Raw genomic sequence first — 16,973 nt, 5'->3', positions numbered from 1 at the left:
TAACCTCTTTTCTACATCCCATTCATCGATAAATTTAACTATTTCTTTTCCTTACCTTACCTAATGTTGCTCTATTCCTTCCATTCAATTGGTATAGTTGCAAGTACTCTTTTGATGCAACGATATTAATAATTCCACTTTTAAATCCATATTCCTCCTTGTATAATCCTAACGTTTAGTTAAATAAGAAAATCAACAATCTACTTTAACGGAACCAAATAAAAAAAGAGTGCAGAGAAATTTTAGGGATTTCTCTACACTCTAACACTACTTTTTTTATGGTTTAACAGGTAAACTGTTTAAGATTTTATCTTTCGTATCACTGTTTAAATCATTATCGATAAATAAAATAATTTTTCCTTTATCTTCATGACCACGGATTAGACGCCCAATACCTTGGCGTAATCTTAATAACATGTACGGCTCATCAATTTCTAAATAAGGATTTTGTGAATTTTGTCGTTTTGATTGGAATACCGGATCATTAGGAGGGAATGGTAATGAATGAATAATTACCTGACTCAATGATTCTCCTTGTATATCTAATCCTTCCCATAGATGGACTGCACATAAAGATGCATTAATATCTTCTTGGAATTTTTGTACGATTGAGCTAATTTCTTCTTCACCTTCGAAGTATAAATTAAAATCAATTTTTTCCTTCGCAATCTGCTCTTTAAATTTTTTCATTTCTTGAGTTGAATTAAATAATACTAATGTACTACCGTTATTATTCTTTAATTTCTCAATAATCATCTCATTTTTAGCTTCTATTTCGGTTGAATCAACTTGTTTCAACTCAATTTGCATTTGCTCCTCGTAATCGAAAGGAGAATTCACTGAAAATGATAAATAATCTTTTATGCCTAGACTATTTGCGATGTAATCAAAGGATGTATTTTGAGAAAGTGTCGCAGATGAGAATACGATCGGCATTTTTTGATTGAATACTTTTTCTTGTAAAAGCTCATTAACTGCTTTTGGCATGATAACAAGCGTTAATTCATTTTGATTATACTCAATCCATTGGATAGCAGTTACTTCGTTTATAAACAGATTTAAACAACGCTCAACATCATCTAAATGTTCATCAACGATATTTAATTGATATTCGTCGATCGTATACATTTCACTTTCAAATACTAATTCGTCACCAATACTACTTATTTGAGATTTTAATCTACTTGCTAATTTTATTAAACGTTCATTCATGTTTAGTTTATGTCTTCTTGAACCTTCAACTTCTTCAGTATTAATATCTAATTCATAGAAGAATTGATCATACGTTTCTAATGTATCTTCTAATAACTGCTGGAAGCTTTCACGTGTTCCCGATTGCATTAAAAATGATAAAAAGATATTTAAAGTCTCTTGTTGTAAACGGTATGTTAATGACTTTTGACTTGCAAACTCAAGTAAATGTCCTTCATCGAATACAACGCAGCTTGGGTTTGGTAGTAATGGTAATTGCCCTTCTCGTTTTCTTGATTCTACGGTCCAAATATGCTCCATATAAAATTCTTGCGAACAGACGATTAAGTCAGATGCTTTACGATAATGCTCTCTAGATAGAGTTTGTCCACATCTATGTCTTTGTTCACAAGTAGAACAATCCTGGAAATAATCGTATGAGATTGTATCCCACTCTTCATCCGTTAATTCTTTATATTCAGTGCGGTCTCCATAAGGAGTAAATTTTTGTAGTGTACCATAATCATTTACAAAACTCGGTAAATTTTCATAAACCGATAATACCGCATCAGAAACTTCATCCTCAGTACGTTGTTGGTCTAATTTTTTTAAACATAAATAGTTAGTAGTTGATTTAGCTAAACGCACATCAATTGATAAATTTAATGCATTTGATAGTTTTTCAATGTCACCATTTTTCTTAACTAATTGCTCAATTAATGACTCATCAGCACATGCGATAATCGCAGGTTTACCAGTAAATCTTGCATAGCATAAGCAATAAAGTAAATATACAAAAGTTTTACCAGTTCCTACTCCGGCTTCAGCAAAAATCACTTTCTTCTCTTTAAAAGCTCTTTCGACTTGAAAAGCCATAAAAATTTGCTCATCTCTTAATTCATAGCCAGCATCTGGTAGTAAATCGTAAAATACGTCACCAATCCATTCCCCTAACTTTTCTATGAATTGATCTTGTTTTCCAACCTCAAAAGGTAATTTAGTTGATTGACTCATTGCTACCCCCAAAATGTATTTTAAAAAGAAAAAGTCCTCCTGTGTGAGAACTTTAATTTTGCAAATTTATTCAAAACAATAATATATAAAAATTTGTCTCCATCCGCTATCATACAAAAAATGAAGTGGAAAGGCAAGGGAAATAAGGCCGGATTAAAAAAAGATAGATAAAAGAATGATTGTGTTTCTCTATCAGGTTTTCATGCCACTATTTCCCAAAATATTTCACTTACCTAGCTTTTTGCTTGTTTGATCATTTCTTCAACAATAATTTGTGATTTTAAAGCTTCTACTCCGTCAACTGATGGTTTTTCATCTGCGTAAATACTATTAATAAAATGGCCAATACAGTCTTCAAAGCCCCTTTGCTTTAATGTTGTGTCCCATGAAGATGAAAAAGAATTATGTATCGTGTTATTTTTCTCTATTTCAAAGTTGCTCATATTTTTTACTCTTATAATCGAACCTTCTGTAATTAATTCGAGTTGCTCTAGATTTGTTCCTGCTTTGCGATGCATATTTGTACTGATCATTTCTTCTGATGTGGATTCAAAATGATGAGTAACAAATTCTAAATGATCATTAGTATTTGTTTTAACTTTTCCATTAAGAAGATTAATTTCTCCATTTGCTAACCACCTAACAGTGTCAACTACATGTAAATAATCATCAAGCATCGTAAATTCAAATGAATTTGGACCGATCTTATTCTCGCGATGCTTCTCAAACTTAATAGAAGCTATATTTTTGGCTTGCTCTTTAGCTTGTACATACATTGGACAAAAGCGACGATTGAATCCAACCATAAGCTTTCGATTTAGTTTAATACTTAATTCAGCTAATCTTTCGGCCTCTGTTCTAGTAGCTGCTAGTGGTTTATCAACATACACATCTTTTCCATTTTTTAATAAGTATGATACAACTTCAAAATGTGAACTAGTTGAGCTATGTACAAATACAGCATCGCTACTTTCTGTCAGTTTGTTTAAATCTTCAAAATCGGGAATTCGATACTGAGAGCATATTAATTTACGCTTTTCCTTATTTGGTGAAAATGCTCCGATAAAATCCCAATTTTCCTCTTTTGTAAGAATCGGTAAATAGGCTTTCTGTGCAATATTTCCTAAACCAACCATCCCAATACGAATTTTTTTCATAAAATCATTCCTTTCGTATTTTTCTCTCTTTATCATAACAAAATTTCATTCATCTTTTAAAAACAATTGATTCAATAATCGAATTTAATTTGGCAATAACAATCCATTAATCGGGAATTCTAAAAAGTAATAGTTGTAGATTTAAATTAGATTGGAGGCTGGTTAATTGTATTTGTATTCTTTAATTCAGACCAATTTTGATACAAATGATGATATCAGTATTGTAAGGGATCTTTATTTACTTCAACATGAACAAAGTTTTTCTAATGAAGAATTTCATGATTTGGTCACCCAGTACAAAAGCACTGCAGAAACAAATTGGCATGTCGCACATTTACTTGAAAAAAATCACGGATTTCGCATTGTCCCTGCCATTAATTTATGAGTTTCAATCTCATTATTTTTCACAACATTTTCAAAATGTGTTCGTAATATCTTTAATTAAATGAGTTATTATTATAATTAAAAAAGTGCTCCTATTTGTCAGCATTAGACTTTTAGGAGCACCGATATCGGGTTTTACTCTTCGCGATTTCTTGGAGGTCTTTTACCAAAGTATTGGTAATAATCCGTTTTAATAAATCCATTAAATAATTTACGTTTTTTTGTTGCTGGTTTACCGTAAAATTGTTCAAATCCTTCATGGCTAGTTAATACATAAGTTGACCATGTATCTAATTTCGTAAATACATTCCCCATATCCGAATAAAGCTTTTCAACATATGGACGATCATTCAATCGCTCACCATAAGGTGGATTTGTTACAACATATCCATATTCTAATCTCGTTGTAAAGTCACTTACTTGCATTTGTTTAAATGAAATCGAGTCAGATAATCCAACTTCATCAGCATTTGCTTTTGAAACATTAATCATTCGATGGTCAATATCTGATCCTATGATTTCAAGCTTTTGATCATAATTTGCTAAGTCATCTGCTTCTTGTCTTGCTTCATCCCATCTTTTTTTGCCAATCCAATGCCAATCTTCTGATGCAAAGCTTCTAAACGATCCTGGCGCTATATTTTGACCAATTAACGCTGCTTCAATTGGAATTGTACCTGAACCACAAAACGGATCAACAAAAGGTAAATCTGCATTCCAATTCGTCAGTAAAATTAACGAAGCTGCTAGTGTTTCTTTTAATGGTGCTTCACCTTGATCGACACGATATCCTCGTTTATGTAAACCTTCGCGTCCAGTCGTATCAAGCGTTAATGTTACGATATCTTTTAAGATTGAAACTTCAACTCTAAATAAAGGTCCGTCTTCAATTAACATACCTTGTACATTTTGTATCGCTTTTAATTTATCAACAATCGCTTTTTTAACAATTGCTTGACAGTCCGAAACAGAAAAAAGTTTCGATTTTTGAGATTTTCCTGTAACTGGAAATTGACCATTTCTTGGAATAAATGTATGCCATGGTAATGCTTTTGTTTTTTCAAATAACTCATCAAAAGAAGTTGCCTTAAATTCGCCAATACGAATTTTAACTCGGTCAGCAGTTCTAAGCCATAAATTCGCTTTAACAATTCCACTTTCGTCTGCTTTAAATAATACTCGACCATTTTCAACTACTACATCTTCAAACCCTAAGCTTTTGACTTCTCTAGCGACTAAAGCTTCGATACCCATTGCAGCAGTAGCAATTAATGTATATTTCGCCAATTTTATCACCTATCTCATTCAAAAATAGAATGAACTTTTCTTTTTATTTTCATTATGGACAAATAACTTCAAAATTACAAAAAACTCTCCATTAAATGAAGAGTTTTTAAACAGTTTCATCATTTCAAATGTTCTGTAAGCCATGTTCTGTTCCTTTCGTACTTCAAGCGACTCTCGTCTCGTACTACAAGGTGGTAATCATCTATCTACAGAATAATCTGTCCCTTTCTCTGTTCAATTCCTTTGAAAGGATTCCCCTACCATAATTTGGGTTTCTCGCTCGTGGGGTTTACCGCGTTCCACTCCTCTCATTTCTTCGAGGACTACGTCACTGTGGCACTTTAAAGGTAGTAGAACCATATCCTTAATGGACTTAGGTCCGTTCCCTGCCGTTAGCTGTCAACACAGCTACCCTATCTTATGACTTCGATAGGCACGAACACTACAGCCATCGCAGGACTGTGCGAGCATGGACTTTCCTCAACAACGTCAAGCGTTGCAGCGATTACCCGAACATATTGAAACGAACATTTATTAGTATAGTAAATTATACTTGAGTTTGCAATGTTTTCTTTAAATATAAATTTAGTTGAAATTATTCGAAAAGTTTACTACCAAAAACATGCTTTTCCAAATTTGATAATCTTTTAAGAACGTCAGTATTCGTATTATTAAAAGGAGAAGGCGGTGGTGTTGATGTGTTTTTTTGATCCTCTAATAATTTTTTATACTTTGCGTTTTCTTGTTGTAGGGCTACGATTTGATTTTGAAACGATTCATAATCTTTAATGACCGTGTCTAAGTATTGATCTACTTCCTCTTGATTATATCCACGCATTGAAACTTTAAACTCTTTATTTAGGATATCTTTTATACTTAGCTTAATTTTTGTTGATTCCATTATTATCACCCCAAAACATTTAGAAATATTTACCTTCTATTTTTTCAAAGTCTTTATAAATTGTCAATTATCTATTCTATATTTCCCTATAATTATTGTCATCATTCTCAAATGTTTCTTCTGCAATCACTTGTAAATCATCAAAAGTAATCATTTCAATTGGATAATTGAATAGTTCATTTTTCTTATTTGCTAAATCATATAAATATTTAGGACTTCCTTCTTTTTCATTATCGTAAAATAATATACAACCTTCACTTTTGCTTACTAAAAATTCATTTTTCGCTTTTAATTGTAATGGAGATTCGTAAGGCTTTCTAGAAATTGAGTCTACATGATCAGCACCAATTAAGATTTCATTATAATATTCTTGATTAGTTTCATTCCATTTTTTTTCTTGGTCTTCATAAGGTGTAAAAATACCTAATTTTAGATGTGGATAATCATCTTGTATTTCAAAAACTACCTCAGCAGCCCATAACTCAGTACCCATTTGGCCTGATATAATAATCCACTCTAGCTCATCTATAAATAGAAGAATTTTATTTTCAATTGCTTTTTTTATGTACTTCACTGCATCGTGTTTATTCGAAAAAATTCCTAATTCAAATGATTTATAACCAGATATAAGTAGTATCTTCATATAACCTCACTATAAATAATTAGGAAGAACTAAAAAAGTTCTTCCAAGAGTAAATTTTATTAGATTAAATAGGCATGTTTTTAAATTCAAATTGCTTAAATATTAATTTGCACATAAATTATCTCGCAAAAATCATTAATTTAAAATAATATTCAAAATTATTCAAATGCAGATATTATATTGAGGGAATTAATATTAATCTTGCTTACTACAAGTAGTCAAAGTTTAGTGGAAATCAATTATTAAGACATTTAAGATCAATATTTCAATATTTGATTGACGATCTTAGAGGATATTTTATTCCCTATAGATTTAGTTAGAATGTTAGGAATATTATTATAGATAAGCTTGTTGAAACATTTTTCTTTTTGGAAAAATTTGCCTTATGATAAGATTACATATAATGCTTGTTTAAAACTAGTAAAAATAATTAAAGTCAGTGTTATTGTGAAAAAAAATAAAAAAAGTATTTTGTTCAAAATGATCCTCTCCAATATCTTAAATATACTTTTATGTCAACTTTTTTATTTTATTAGGTTTGAACATATTTCACAACAATAAAATTAATTATGATTAAAAGTTTAAATTTTCAGATATTTCTTAAGATTAGACAATAATTGCCGAATGCTTTATATTCCTTTAAAATGATAAATGAAACCGTTTTAATATAATCAAAATATAGATAATGCAATACGAGGTGTAAAAAATGATTAACAAAAATTCTCCAATACCAATTTATCATCAATTATTAGAATACATAAAATCTAAAATTACTTCAGGAGAATACCCTGCTGATGAATTGATTCCGTCAGAAAGAGAGTTTTCTGAAAAATTTCAAATTTCCCGAATGACAGTTCGACAAGCTTTAAATAATTTAGTTCAAGAAGGAATTGTTTATAGGCAAAAAGGTAAAGGAACGTTTGTTAGTCGCCAAAAAGTTGAAAAAAAAATTAGTAGACTAAATAGTTATACTGAGGAAATGGTCGAAAGAGGTTTAAAACCGAGTAGTAAAATTGTTGAATTTGAAATCTTAAAGTCAGATAAAGCATTAGCAAACAATCTAAAAATAAAAGAAAATGATCCAATTTATTTTATTAAACGAGTTCGATCTGCAGATTCAATTCCAATGTCTATTGAAAGTATATATGTATCTTGTGAAATTGCACCAAACTTAAACAAAAGTGTTTTAGAAAAATCATTTTTTGATTATGTACATGCTAATATTCCAGATCCTATTCAATATGCAGATCAATCAATACAAGCTAGAATGCCTACTGACGAGGAAGCAACACTATTAGAAATTCCATTAAATTGTCCGGTACTAGCAATTTATCGTACAACTTTTTTAAGAAGTGGTAAAGTTTTAGAATTCGAATTAACTGTATATAGAGCAGATCGGTATAAACTTGTACATTCCTTATCGAGGAATGACTAAAGAACACAATAAAAAAGCCAGGGATTTCTGGCTTTTTTTATTTGAAGAAAACTCCAATTTGTTTAAATAGCCCACCTACTTGATTCATCGTATTCATCATCTGCCCTGCAGTTGACATCATTTTTGGTACATCATATGAACCTGAATTATTTTTAAACTGATTTAAGATTGATGAAAATTGAAAAGATTGACCATTATTCTGTTGATTGATCTTTTTTGGTTGGGTTGGATAAGGTGTACTAGGCGCAAACATTGCGGGAGTTGCAAATGGCCCTTGTTGATTCATTTGAGCATTCTGTGGTGGCATTGAATATTGTTGACTTTGAGGGTGCATATAATAGTTTGTTTGATTACCGAATTGCGAAGGGTTCATTGGCATGTATTGATATTGATTTTGCATGATTGAATAATAATTTGGATCATATTGATATCCTTGGTTATATTGTACAGTTGGTTGCTGCATTGTAAAATTTTGCGGAGCTGAATATTCACCTTGTTGAACAGAACTTCCAGGTTGTGTTGATGGTCCTCCGTATGGTAAAGGTTCAATCATCGGCGTTGCTTGCATTTGTGTTTGAGCTTGAGCTGCTGGCGTTAGTTGTGTATTCATTGTAGGATTTTGTGAATACGGTTGAATTGTATTCCCATAGTATCGTTGAATTTCATTAGTATATTGATTCATTTCTGGATAATTAAACTTCTCATCAACTACTTGATTTTGGTTTCTAAACCACTCAAAACTGTTATCTGAGTGATTTGGAGGAAACATTTTCTGTCTCATATTCTCACACCCATTATTAGTATTCTTTTTTATTAATATGTTACAAATGCCTATTCTGTTACTTATTAAATTTATGCAGCTTTTGTCACTTTATGTCGGAAGTTTAAATTTTTAAAAAAATTTAAATTTTAAATATTTATGATACATTTTATTTAGGAATTGCAGGTTGTTAAGTTAATTAAATTTAATGTTGGAGGGGTAACAATGACTTTACAAGAATTAAAGAACAAGTTTATTTCATCAAAAAGTTTCGAACCAACTGACTTTAATCAATTAATGGACTTTTTACAGCAAAATTACCTTAATGGTGAAGTTACTATTCAACATTACAGAGAATTAGTTAAAGAACTTGAACGTTTTGGCGCATGTAAGCCAATTTAGTAAGCTGAAATCATAGAGATAAGAAATAAAGCGATACACATCTACTTAAACGTAAAAGTGTATCGCTTTATTTAATTCCACTAGTTAATTCATTTTATTAAGTGTAAATACTTATATATATGTTTCCATTAAATATTAAATGCCAAATGCCTTCCCAATAATGGTGTAGAAATCCAACTTCCACCTTCTTTAGCTTGACTAACTTTGTTTTCAAAATGATGAAGATGCACTGTTGTTGACTGTACCTTATTTAAAAGTAAATTCTTTTCTTCTTCACATTTTTGATTAATTCTTATCGCCAGAGAGTGTTCAATAAACTCAACCTCATTTAAAAATTCATCAATTGCTCGAAAAAAATCATCTCTTTGAATTAATTCCATACAGTTCAACTCCTCTTCCAAGTTTTCTTAATTTTCTTTATAAACTAAATTCAACGGCTACACTTCTTCCTCCTTCTTCATTGACAAAACTAGAACTAATTCGCTAAACAAAGTGAATAAAGCTATTTTCTTCTATAATTTCGACAAAAAAATTTGTAACGAGACGCAGAATTGGGAAAGGTAAATATCATGGAGGTGTTACAAATGGCAAAAAACAAAAATGAAAAAAAGAAAAAGCAAGAAAAAAGTAAAAATCAACAAACAGGCAATCCAAAATTAGATGGTCCTAATTTCCCAGCTACATAAACAGTTGATAAAGTGACATTTATTAACCAAGATTTAACGTAAAAAGCTATCACTAAATGTTAGCTTAGAGTGTAGAGACCATATTAATTCTCTACACTCTTTTTTTTATTGTTTTTTTATGACAGCTTTAGACTAAATAACTCTTCTATATAAATGATTTAATTATCACAAGGATGATGACTTACTTATTAGAATTGTGTTGATCGGATAGACCAAAGACTCAATTGGGAAAAGAATGTTTTGACTACTTAAAGTGATAATCCCCGAAATCTATAATATAGTAGAAAAGCGTTTACACAAATTAAACAAAATAAAAGACTGCCGACTTTTTCGACAGCCATAGCTAGCATTGAATATTAGGTTATTTAGGCGGATTCTTCATTATTATTATTGCCTTTTCCCTTTTTCATTATTATTGCCTTTTCCCTTTTTCCACCTTTTATTTCATTGGAATAACCCTTTCAATTTTAATAATGAACTCAACAGTTCTTGTTTTATTAAAAATGATTCTTTAAAACTATCTCCATTTATTATTTCTTCATTTTCATACCATTCGGTCAAAATTTTACTATTAGAATACCAGTCATCTTCTACTGAACGCTTATGTGGAATGATTGGATAGACATCCCTTAATTTAGGATTGCTTGAGTTGGCAATGCCTACTAGACTCTCATAATCACTTCTACTCCCAGTATGATTCGTTTGTTTAGCAAAATTAATAAACCCATTATTTAAGTCTTGATGAAATAAGATTGAATATAATTGTCTTCCAATTTGGATCCGTTTTGTTAAATCTTCAAATTGGTAAACAGCAAGTCCGTATAGCTCTCCACTGTTTGTTGGGAAGATTACATAACTTAATTTCAATTGCTCTTGAAGTTTAAATGCGATAGTATTAAAAACTTCATTTTTAAAAAATTTATTTTGTATTACTGGTCTTTCAATCATATTTTGTTCATTAATAATTAATGAGTAGACGAGTCTCTTTTTATCTCGATCTGTCCAATATTTCTCCCATTCTATTTCCATAAAGGTCGATACTGAAAAATATTTTAACAAATAAAATAGAGGTTTATTATTCATTTTTGAATATTCAAATAGAAGTAATTGTGGAAATGCATCTAAAAAAATAATCCAATTTGCTCGCTCATACGTTATGAAGAGCTGTTTTCTTTGTTTTTCGCTTAGGCCATTCATAAAAATTGGGTTTGCTAGATCCGTCATGTTATAGCCTGCATTACGGGATACCATGCTTGCAAGAAAAGACCACTCTACCTCATTTAGTCTAAAAAAGTAATCCTGATATGCGATAGTTCTCGAGATATTATCTGCATTGAATTTGGTTGTTTCTTTTTTTATTAAATCAATAAGATTAGCTTCATCTTGTGATAAAATGTGTTCTTCTCGTCTATTATTTATAAAACCCTTCCAGCTTTCATGGTTTGCATTCATTGACTCACCCCAAGCAATCTGGTATTTTTTTACACGAACATCTGTTTTAGTGCTATAATACGAGTTGTATGTAATTTAAGGTGGAGTTGGTTTTATGACAATAATGTACCCAAATCGAAGAAATAATGTAGTTCAAAAAAGCCAAGAAAATAGTGAAACACAAGTAAAATCTAGCAATACCTATAGTAACCGTGGAATGTCCCTTGAAGATGATTTAAATGCTTCTAATACGTATTATTTAGCAAATAACATCGCAAACATACATAAGAAACCAACACCTGTACAAATCGTTAAAGTAGATTATCCAAAAAGAAGCGCAGCAGTTATTCGAGAGGCTTATTTTAAGCAACCGTCTACAACTGACTATAATGGCGTTTATAAGGGGAAATACATTGACTTTGAAGCCAAGGAAACAAATAATAAGACTAGTTTTCCTTTGCAAAATTTCCATTTACACCAAATAGAGCATATGGAAAATGTGTTAAATCATGGTGGAATTTCGTTTGTCATATTAAAATTTTCATTATATAATGAAATTTATTTTATGAAGGCAACTGATATTCTTACCTTTTGGAAAAGGCAAACAAATGGTGGAAGAAAGTCAATTTCTAGAGAAGAATGCAAAGAGTTTGGAACATTACTAAAATCAAGTTATCCAATAATCGTTCCTTACTTAAAATGTATCGATGAACTTTTTGAAGTTTAATATTCATTAAGTTCGATTGAAAGGCAGGAGAAACAAAAAAAATGGCAAAAGAGTATAGTTCACGACAAGAACGAAAACAGATGGAAAAGCCTCCAACAGAAAAACCAAAAAAACGTGAAGGTTTATGGAAAAAGATTACTTTAACAATATTGACATTAGCAGTACTTTGTATACTTGGAGGTGTTGGAGCGTTTTATTATTTAGTAAGTGACGCACCTGCACTAGATGAATCAAAATTAAAAGTACCTCTATCTTCAAAGATTTTAGATAGAGATGGGAATGTAATTGCTGAATTAGGAACTGAACAAAGAACAAAAGTTTCATATAACGAGATTCCTAAAGTAGTAGAAGATGCATTTATTGCAACAGAGGATGTACGCTTCTATAAGCATAAAGGTGTTGATATTCGCCGTGTACTTGGAGCTGTATTAGCAAATATTACAGGTGGATTTGGATCTCAAGGTGGTAGTACGATTACACAACAAGTTGTTAAAAATTCATTCTTATCACCACAAAAAACAATTAAACGAAAAGTTCAGGAATGGTACTTAGCATTCCAACTTGAACAAAAATATTCTAAGCAGCAAATTTTAGAAATGTATTTAAATAAAGTTTATTTCTCAAATGGTTTAAAAGGTCGAGGAGTTTACGGTGTAGCAAAAGCAAGTGAAACTTATTTTAGTAAAGATTTATCAAAAATTACGTTACCTGAAGCAGCTACACTTGCTGGTATGGTACAAAGTCCAAATAACTACAACCCGGCAAAACACCCAGCTCAATCACAAGCTAGAAGAAATGTTGTTTTAAGCCAAATGAAGAAATATGGTTATATTACAAAAGAGCAATACGCGAATGCAACGGCAATACCGATGAAAAAATTAGTTAAGCTTCATGAAAGTGAGCAAACAAAATATCAGGCATTCATTGATGTAGTTGTCGATGAAGTTGAAAAATATGGCGATGCCAACGTAAATACCGATGGTTTAACAATCGAAACAACGCTTGACCCAAAATCTCAAGCTAAAGCAGATGAAATCATTAATCGTGGTTCTGAATTTTATCCAAGTGATGCATTTCAAACTGGTTTTGTGTTAACTGATACTAAAACAGGTGAAATTAGAGCTGTAGGTGCAGGTAGAAACACAACAACTGGCGGCCTAAACTTTGCAACAGATATTAAAAGACAACCTGGTTCTACGATCAAACCAATCTTAGATTACGGACCTGCAATTCAAGATTTAAAATGGTCTACTAATCATCAGCTAGTTGATGAACCATATCAATATTCAGATGGGACCCCTATCCGAAACGCTGATAAATCATATAGAGGTAAATTATCAATTCGTCAAGCATTAATCGGTTCAAGAAATATACCGGCTCTGAAAACAATGCAGGCAGTTGGTTTAGATAAATCTCGTGAGTTTGGTAATGGACTTGGATTTAACTTCCAAAAAGATAGTTTTTATGAGTCTCATGCAATTGGTGGATTCACTGGTGTATCTGCAATGCAAATGGCTGGTGCATATGCAGCCTTTGGTAATGGCGGTGTTTACATAAAGCCACATGCGGTTACAAAAATAATTTATCAAGACAAAACTGAAAAAGTGTTAGCTCCTGAACCAAAACAAGCTATGAGCGACTACACTGCATATATGATTACTGATATGCTACGTGATGTTGTTAAAGCTCCAGGAGGTACTGGTGGTAGAGCAAACGTACCTGGCCTTGATATGGCAGGTAAAACTGGTACGACAAACTACCCTCAAGAAGTAAAAGATAAATATGGCTTCCCTTCAAACGCTACTCGTGATAGTTGGTTTGTTGGTTATACACCAGATGTTACTGTAGCAGTATGGACTGGATATGAGAAAAATCAAAAAGATCATTATTTAAGTAAAACTTCAACAAATATTGCTAAATACATTGCAAGAGATATGTTATCCGCTACTGGTGATCGTTCTTCTGAGTTCCATAAACCAAGTTCAGTTGTGAACGTTCAAGATGAATTATACATTCGTGGAGAAAAAATGGATGACTTACCAACACCAGATACATTAGATCCTGCTAAAAGTGTTACTGCAAAATATGACGAAAAATCAAGCAGTATTTCATTAAATTGGCAATATGCTTCTGATTTACTTGCTTCTACAACTTTTGAAGTGAGCTATGATATAAATGGTGTTAAAGGTGCAACTCAAAAAATTAATGGCACATCAGCAACAATTAATGGAATCGTACCAGGTAAAACAGTAAAAATTACAATTATCGCAACAAATGGTCAAACAAAGAGTGCCCCAGTTACTGTTACAGTCGATTTAACAACGACTAAAGATGAAACTACCCCACCAGCTGATAATAACGGTGATGGTAATGGTACAGATAACGGCAATGGCACAGACAATGGAAATGGTACGGATAACGGAAATGGTACTGGTAACGGAGATGGCTCTGGTACTGGGACTGGTAACGGAGATGGCTCTGGTACTGGCACCGGTAACGGAGATGGCTCTGGTACTGGTAACGGAGATGGTACTGGTACTGGTAACGGAGATGGTACTGGAACGGGTGGTAATGGTGATGGAAGTACAAATCCAACAACACCTCCGACAACTCCGGACCCAAATAAACCATCAAAACCAGGTTCGAATCAGACTTCATTTAATACCGATTCATATTCTAATAATCGATTTAATAAGTTGGAACGTAATATTATTGCATAAACTACGAAAAAACCTCCNNGGAGGTTTTTTCGTAGTTTAAAATAAATAAAAGTCAGTATTTAAGATCCTACTAAGCAATCTATTTTGATGAAGTTATTTATTTGTTTTCATAAATTTTTTGTGGAATACCAACAAACTATAATAATGGCTATTTTTGATAGCGAAGCACTTTTTTCAACAGCATAAAGAAACCTCCTCATTTTGAGGAGGTGATTTTTTTCTTATAATAAAGTTTTTCTAATTCCGTATACAACCCTGATAGTTGTATAAATGAGTGATAGTGATCTGGCTGATTTACAACAAAACTAATACGCTCATTGAGATTGATCGGCTTAACTGCAAGCTTTTCCAACTCAAGTAATATATTATTTAAGTTAGATAGGATTTGACCATTAATCCAAGTAAGAATTGAAATAAAATTTGCTAATCCCCTAACCATTGGCTCATATGCTAATTTACGATTTCGCTCTTTAAAGTAGTTAGATATATAGACAGATTCAGCTTTCCACTCTTCAAACATTTCCTTTATAATCTCATCGCTTTCGGATGGTTTAAAACTATTCGTACCAAGTACGTGCTGACTTTCATAAAAAAATGGTATATTACTAATTCTAATTTCATCATTGATCATCTGGTTATTTGTATGTTCACGATAAAATGGTGCAACATTAAAATCCTTATGAATATTATTTGACATTTTCTTTTTTCACCTTCATCCGTTTTTTTCCTTCTCTACACATTTCTAGTAACGGACACACTTCACAACTCGGTCTTTGCGCCTTGCAATGATATCTTCCAAAAAATATTAATCGATGATGCGTTACTCCCCAATCATCAATTGGTACTTTCTTCATTAGTGTCTCTTCCACTTCAAGAACTGAATCTTTCCAACGACAAATTGCTAGTCTTTTAGAAACCCTCTCTACATGAGTATCTACAGCAATTGCTGGTATATTAAATGCGACAGACATTACTACATTAGCAGTCTTTCTACCTACACCAGGCAATTTCACTAGTTCTTCTCTTGTACGTGGCACTTCTCCATTAAAATCATTAATAATCATTTCACTTAATTTCTGAATATTTTTTGCTTTATTTCTGAAAAGACCTATTGAACGAATGTCGTTTTGAAGTTCTTCTAATGGAACTTTTAAATAGTCCTCGGGTTCTTTATACTTTTCAAAAAGATTTTTTGTCACTTTATTTACTAAAACATCAGTACATTGCGCAGATAAAGCTACCGCTACTACTAATTCAAAAGGATTTTTATGATTTAATTCACAATGTGCATCAGGGAACATATCACCTATTATTTTAAGAGCTTCACCTATTTGTTGTTTATTTATCATTTCAAAACACTCCTTACTAAACAAAAGCGAGGAACAAGTCCTCGCTTTACTTTTCAAGCCAATTATAAAAAGGAATTGATCCTGTATACTTTGTTTCGTTTTGTGGTTCTCTTGTTTCTTTTTTTCTAAAATGCTTGCTATAGTTAATTGCTTGTTCTACTTGTTTTATTCCATTTTTCTTCCACTCAAATAAAATACGATCTATATAACGAAAATTTAACTTTCCACTAATAACAGCTTCTTTTAATGCGGTTTTTATTAATTTTTCATTATGATCATCTTGGTCCATCCACATTGTTAACGTTTCAATTTCAAACGGAGATAAAAGTCTACCAAATTCTTTTTCGAACACTGAATAAATTGATTCCTCAGCTTGTTCAATAATTGAAGGGAAGGTAGGCGCTTCTATTGGTTGTTGATCGTTCTTCTCATTATGGTTAATTAACTTTAACCATAATGGTGCAAGTGAATATGCTTCACATCGTAAATTGTGATCGTCAATTTCTTCGGTTATTTCTAATAGACCTTTTTTAAGAAGTTCGCGTATAACTTCCATACATTTTTGTTCATTTATTGACATAATCTGTGCTAATTGAGTAGGTGTTGGAAACGTATGACCCTGCTGCTGAAATGAGTAAAGCTGTAGAATCATGACAAGTTCTTCTTCACTAATGCCAAAAGAAGAATAACTACTAAGAAGTATATTTGGAATACTTATATTTCCAAGTTGTATCCAGTTTAAAATGCTATTATTATTCACTTCGAACACCTCTAGCATAGTATAGCATGATTACATGAAATAAACAGTAAAAGAAGCTTACCAAATAAAAATAAATAGAGGCGTGCTTATCACACCTCTATTTTAGTATAACTATTTATTAATTTA

At 31.7% G+C, this 16,973-nt stretch carries 15 protein-coding genes and 1 other RNA gene; 4 read left to right on the top strand and 12 right to left on the bottom strand.

Going from position 1 to position 16,973, the window contains the following annotated elements:
- Positions 1-276: 276 nt before the first annotated feature.
- The 6 genes from CN601_RS09925 to CN601_RS09895 all read right to left on the bottom strand — a co-directional run bounded on the left by CN601_RS09925 (position 277) and on the right by CN601_RS09895 (position 6,577).
- Positions 277-2,205: an ATP-dependent DNA helicase gene (locus CN601_RS09925; protein ID WP_098170938.1), complete on the bottom strand. Its 1,929-nt coding sequence runs from the start codon at positions 2,203-2,205 to the stop codon at positions 277-279.
- A gap of 233 nt (positions 2,206-2,438) precedes the next feature.
- Entirely contained in the window at positions 2,439-3,362 is a 924-nt protein-coding gene (locus CN601_RS09920; protein WP_098170937.1) for a Gfo/Idh/MocA family protein, read from the bottom strand.
- A gap of 519 nt (positions 3,363-3,881) precedes the next feature.
- The gene (locus CN601_RS09910) at positions 3,882-5,033 is read right to left on the bottom strand and encodes a THUMP domain-containing class I SAM-dependent RNA methyltransferase (RefSeq protein ID WP_098121078.1); all 1,152 of its coding nucleotides are present in this window, start codon (positions 5,031-5,033) and stop codon (positions 3,882-3,884) included.
- A gap of 131 nt (positions 5,034-5,164) precedes the next feature.
- An RNA gene (gene rnpB, locus CN601_RS09905) (RNase P RNA component class B) lies at positions 5,165-5,550 on the bottom strand.
- Between the two features lie 78 nt (positions 5,551-5,628).
- On the bottom strand, positions 5,629-5,934 hold the full coding sequence (gene gpsB, locus CN601_RS09900; protein WP_098121077.1) for a cell division regulator GpsB: 306 nt from the start codon (positions 5,932-5,934) through the stop codon (positions 5,629-5,631).
- 76 nt (positions 5,935-6,010) lie between these two features.
- Entirely contained in the window at positions 6,011-6,577 is a 567-nt protein-coding gene (locus tag CN601_RS09895; RefSeq protein ID WP_098170936.1) for an SLOG family protein, read from the bottom strand.
- 706 nt (positions 6,578-7,283) lie between these two features.
- On the opposite strand from CN601_RS09895, the gene CN601_RS09890 reads away from it, so the two are divergent.
- Positions 7,284-8,012 carry a GntR family transcriptional regulator gene (locus CN601_RS09890; protein WP_098121075.1) on the top strand — a complete coding sequence of 243 codons (729 nt, stop codon included), beginning with the start codon at positions 7,284-7,286 and terminating at the stop codon, positions 8,010-8,012.
- A gap of 37 nt (positions 8,013-8,049) precedes the next feature.
- Here CN601_RS09890 and CN601_RS09885 read toward each other — a convergent pair whose 3' ends face one another.
- The gene (locus CN601_RS09885) at positions 8,050-8,793 is read right to left on the bottom strand and encodes a YppG family protein (RefSeq protein WP_257131666.1); all 744 of its coding nucleotides are present in this window, start codon (positions 8,791-8,793) and stop codon (positions 8,050-8,052) included.
- 204 nt (positions 8,794-8,997) lie between these two features.
- Here CN601_RS09885 and yppF point away from each other — a divergent pair, with 204 nt between their 5' ends.
- A complete protein-coding gene (gene yppF, locus CN601_RS09880; RefSeq protein WP_098121074.1) occupies positions 8,998-9,174 on the top strand; it encodes a YppF family protein in 177 nt (58 codons plus the stop codon).
- Between the two features lie 128 nt (positions 9,175-9,302).
- On the opposite strand, the gene CN601_RS09875 is transcribed toward yppF, so the two are convergent.
- Both CN601_RS09875 and CN601_RS09870 read right to left on the bottom strand, forming a co-directional pair.
- Positions 9,303-9,554: a hypothetical protein gene (locus CN601_RS09875; RefSeq protein WP_098121073.1), complete on the bottom strand. Its 252-nt coding sequence runs from the start codon at positions 9,552-9,554 to the stop codon at positions 9,303-9,305.
- A 750-nt stretch (positions 9,555-10,304) separates the two neighbouring features.
- Positions 10,305-11,312 (bottom strand): DUF2515 family protein, encoded by a 1,008-nt coding sequence (locus tag CN601_RS09870; RefSeq protein ID WP_098170935.1) that lies wholly within the window; start codon positions 11,310-11,312, stop codon positions 10,305-10,307.
- A 94-nt stretch (positions 11,313-11,406) separates the two neighbouring features.
- Between CN601_RS09870 and recU the strand changes: the two genes are divergently transcribed.
- Together recU and CN601_RS09860 are read left to right on the top strand one after the other, a co-directional pair.
- Positions 11,407-12,018: a Holliday junction resolvase RecU gene (gene recU / locus CN601_RS09865; RefSeq protein WP_098170934.1), complete on the top strand. Its 612-nt coding sequence runs from the start codon at positions 11,407-11,409 to the stop codon at positions 12,016-12,018.
- A 41-nt stretch (positions 12,019-12,059) separates the two neighbouring features.
- Positions 12,060-14,738: a PBP1A family penicillin-binding protein gene (locus CN601_RS09860; protein ID WP_098170933.1), complete on the top strand. Its 2,679-nt coding sequence runs from the start codon at positions 12,060-12,062 to the stop codon at positions 14,736-14,738.
- 196 nt (positions 14,739-14,934) lie between these two features.
- Here CN601_RS09860 and CN601_RS09855 read toward each other — a convergent pair whose 3' ends face one another.
- From CN601_RS09855 to CN601_RS09845, 3 genes are read right to left on the bottom strand one after another with little or no spacing between them, the layout of a single operon-like run.
- Complete coding sequence (locus CN601_RS09855; RefSeq protein ID WP_098170932.1) at positions 14,935-15,435, bottom strand: YpoC family protein; 501 nt, start codon at positions 15,433-15,435, stop codon at positions 14,935-14,937.
- The gene (gene nth, locus CN601_RS09850; RefSeq protein WP_098121068.1) at positions 15,425-16,087 is read right to left on the bottom strand and encodes an endonuclease III; all 663 of its coding nucleotides are present in this window, start codon (positions 16,085-16,087) and stop codon (positions 15,425-15,427) included. The genes CN601_RS09855 and nth overlap by 11 nt, the downstream gene beginning before the upstream one ends.
- 46 nt (positions 16,088-16,133) lie before the next feature.
- The gene (locus CN601_RS09845; RefSeq protein ID WP_098170931.1) at positions 16,134-16,865 is read right to left on the bottom strand and encodes a DnaD domain-containing protein; all 732 of its coding nucleotides are present in this window, start codon (positions 16,863-16,865) and stop codon (positions 16,134-16,136) included.
- Between the last annotated feature and the right edge of the window lie 108 nt (positions 16,866-16,973).

It is taken from the genome of Bacillus sp. AFS017336 (assembly GCF_002555445.1).
In the GTDB taxonomy this organism is placed as follows: domain Bacteria; phylum Bacillota; class Bacilli; order Bacillales; family Bacillaceae_G; genus Gottfriedia.
This window is presented reverse-complemented; position numbering and strand designations above follow the sequence as displayed.

What these genes read in the sequence shown, in the direction of transcription:
- CN601_RS09925 (WP_098170938.1), bottom strand. Translation starts at nt 2,205, where the DNA reads ATGAGTCAATCAACTAAATTACCTTTTGAGGTTGGAAAACAAGATCAA.
- CN601_RS09920 (WP_098170937.1), bottom strand. Translation starts at nt 3,362, where the DNA reads ATGAAAAAAATTCGTATTGGGATGGTTGGTTTAGGAAATATTGCACAG.
- gpsB (WP_098121077.1), bottom strand. Translation starts at nt 5,934, where the DNA reads ATGGAATCAACAAAAATTAAGCTAAGTATAAAAGATATCCTAAATAAA.
- CN601_RS09895 (WP_098170936.1), bottom strand. Translation starts at nt 6,577, where the DNA reads ATGAAGATACTACTTATATCTGGTTATAAATCATTTGAATTAGGAATT.
- CN601_RS09890 (WP_098121075.1), top strand. Translation starts at nt 7,284, where the DNA reads ATGATTAACAAAAATTCTCCAATACCAATTTATCATCAATTATTAGAA.
- CN601_RS09885 (WP_257131666.1), bottom strand. Translation starts at nt 8,793, where the DNA reads ATGAGACAGAAAATGTTTCCTCCAAATCACTCAGATAACAGTTTTGAG.
- yppF (WP_098121074.1), top strand. Translation starts at nt 8,998, where the DNA reads ATGACTTTACAAGAATTAAAGAACAAGTTTATTTCATCAAAAAGTTTC.
- CN601_RS09875 (WP_098121073.1), bottom strand. Translation starts at nt 9,554, where the DNA reads ATGGAATTAATTCAAAGAGATGATTTTTTTCGAGCAATTGATGAATTT.
- CN601_RS09870 (WP_098170935.1), bottom strand. Translation starts at nt 11,312, where the DNA reads ATGAATGCAAACCATGAAAGCTGGAAGGGTTTTATAAATAATAGACGA.
- recU (WP_098170934.1), top strand. Translation starts at nt 11,407, where the DNA reads ATGACAATAATGTACCCAAATCGAAGAAATAATGTAGTTCAAAAAAGC.
- CN601_RS09860 (WP_098170933.1), top strand. Translation starts at nt 12,060, where the DNA reads ATGGCAAAAGAGTATAGTTCACGACAAGAACGAAAACAGATGGAAAAG.
- CN601_RS09855 (WP_098170932.1), bottom strand. Translation starts at nt 15,435, where the DNA reads ATGTCAAATAATATTCATAAGGATTTTAATGTTGCACCATTTTATCGT.
- nth (WP_098121068.1), bottom strand. Translation starts at nt 16,087, where the DNA reads ATGATAAATAAACAACAAATAGGTGAAGCTCTTAAAATAATAGGTGAT.
- CN601_RS09845 (WP_098170931.1), bottom strand. Translation starts at nt 16,865, where the DNA reads ATGCTAGAGGTGTTCGAAGTGAATAATAATAGCATTTTAAACTGGATA.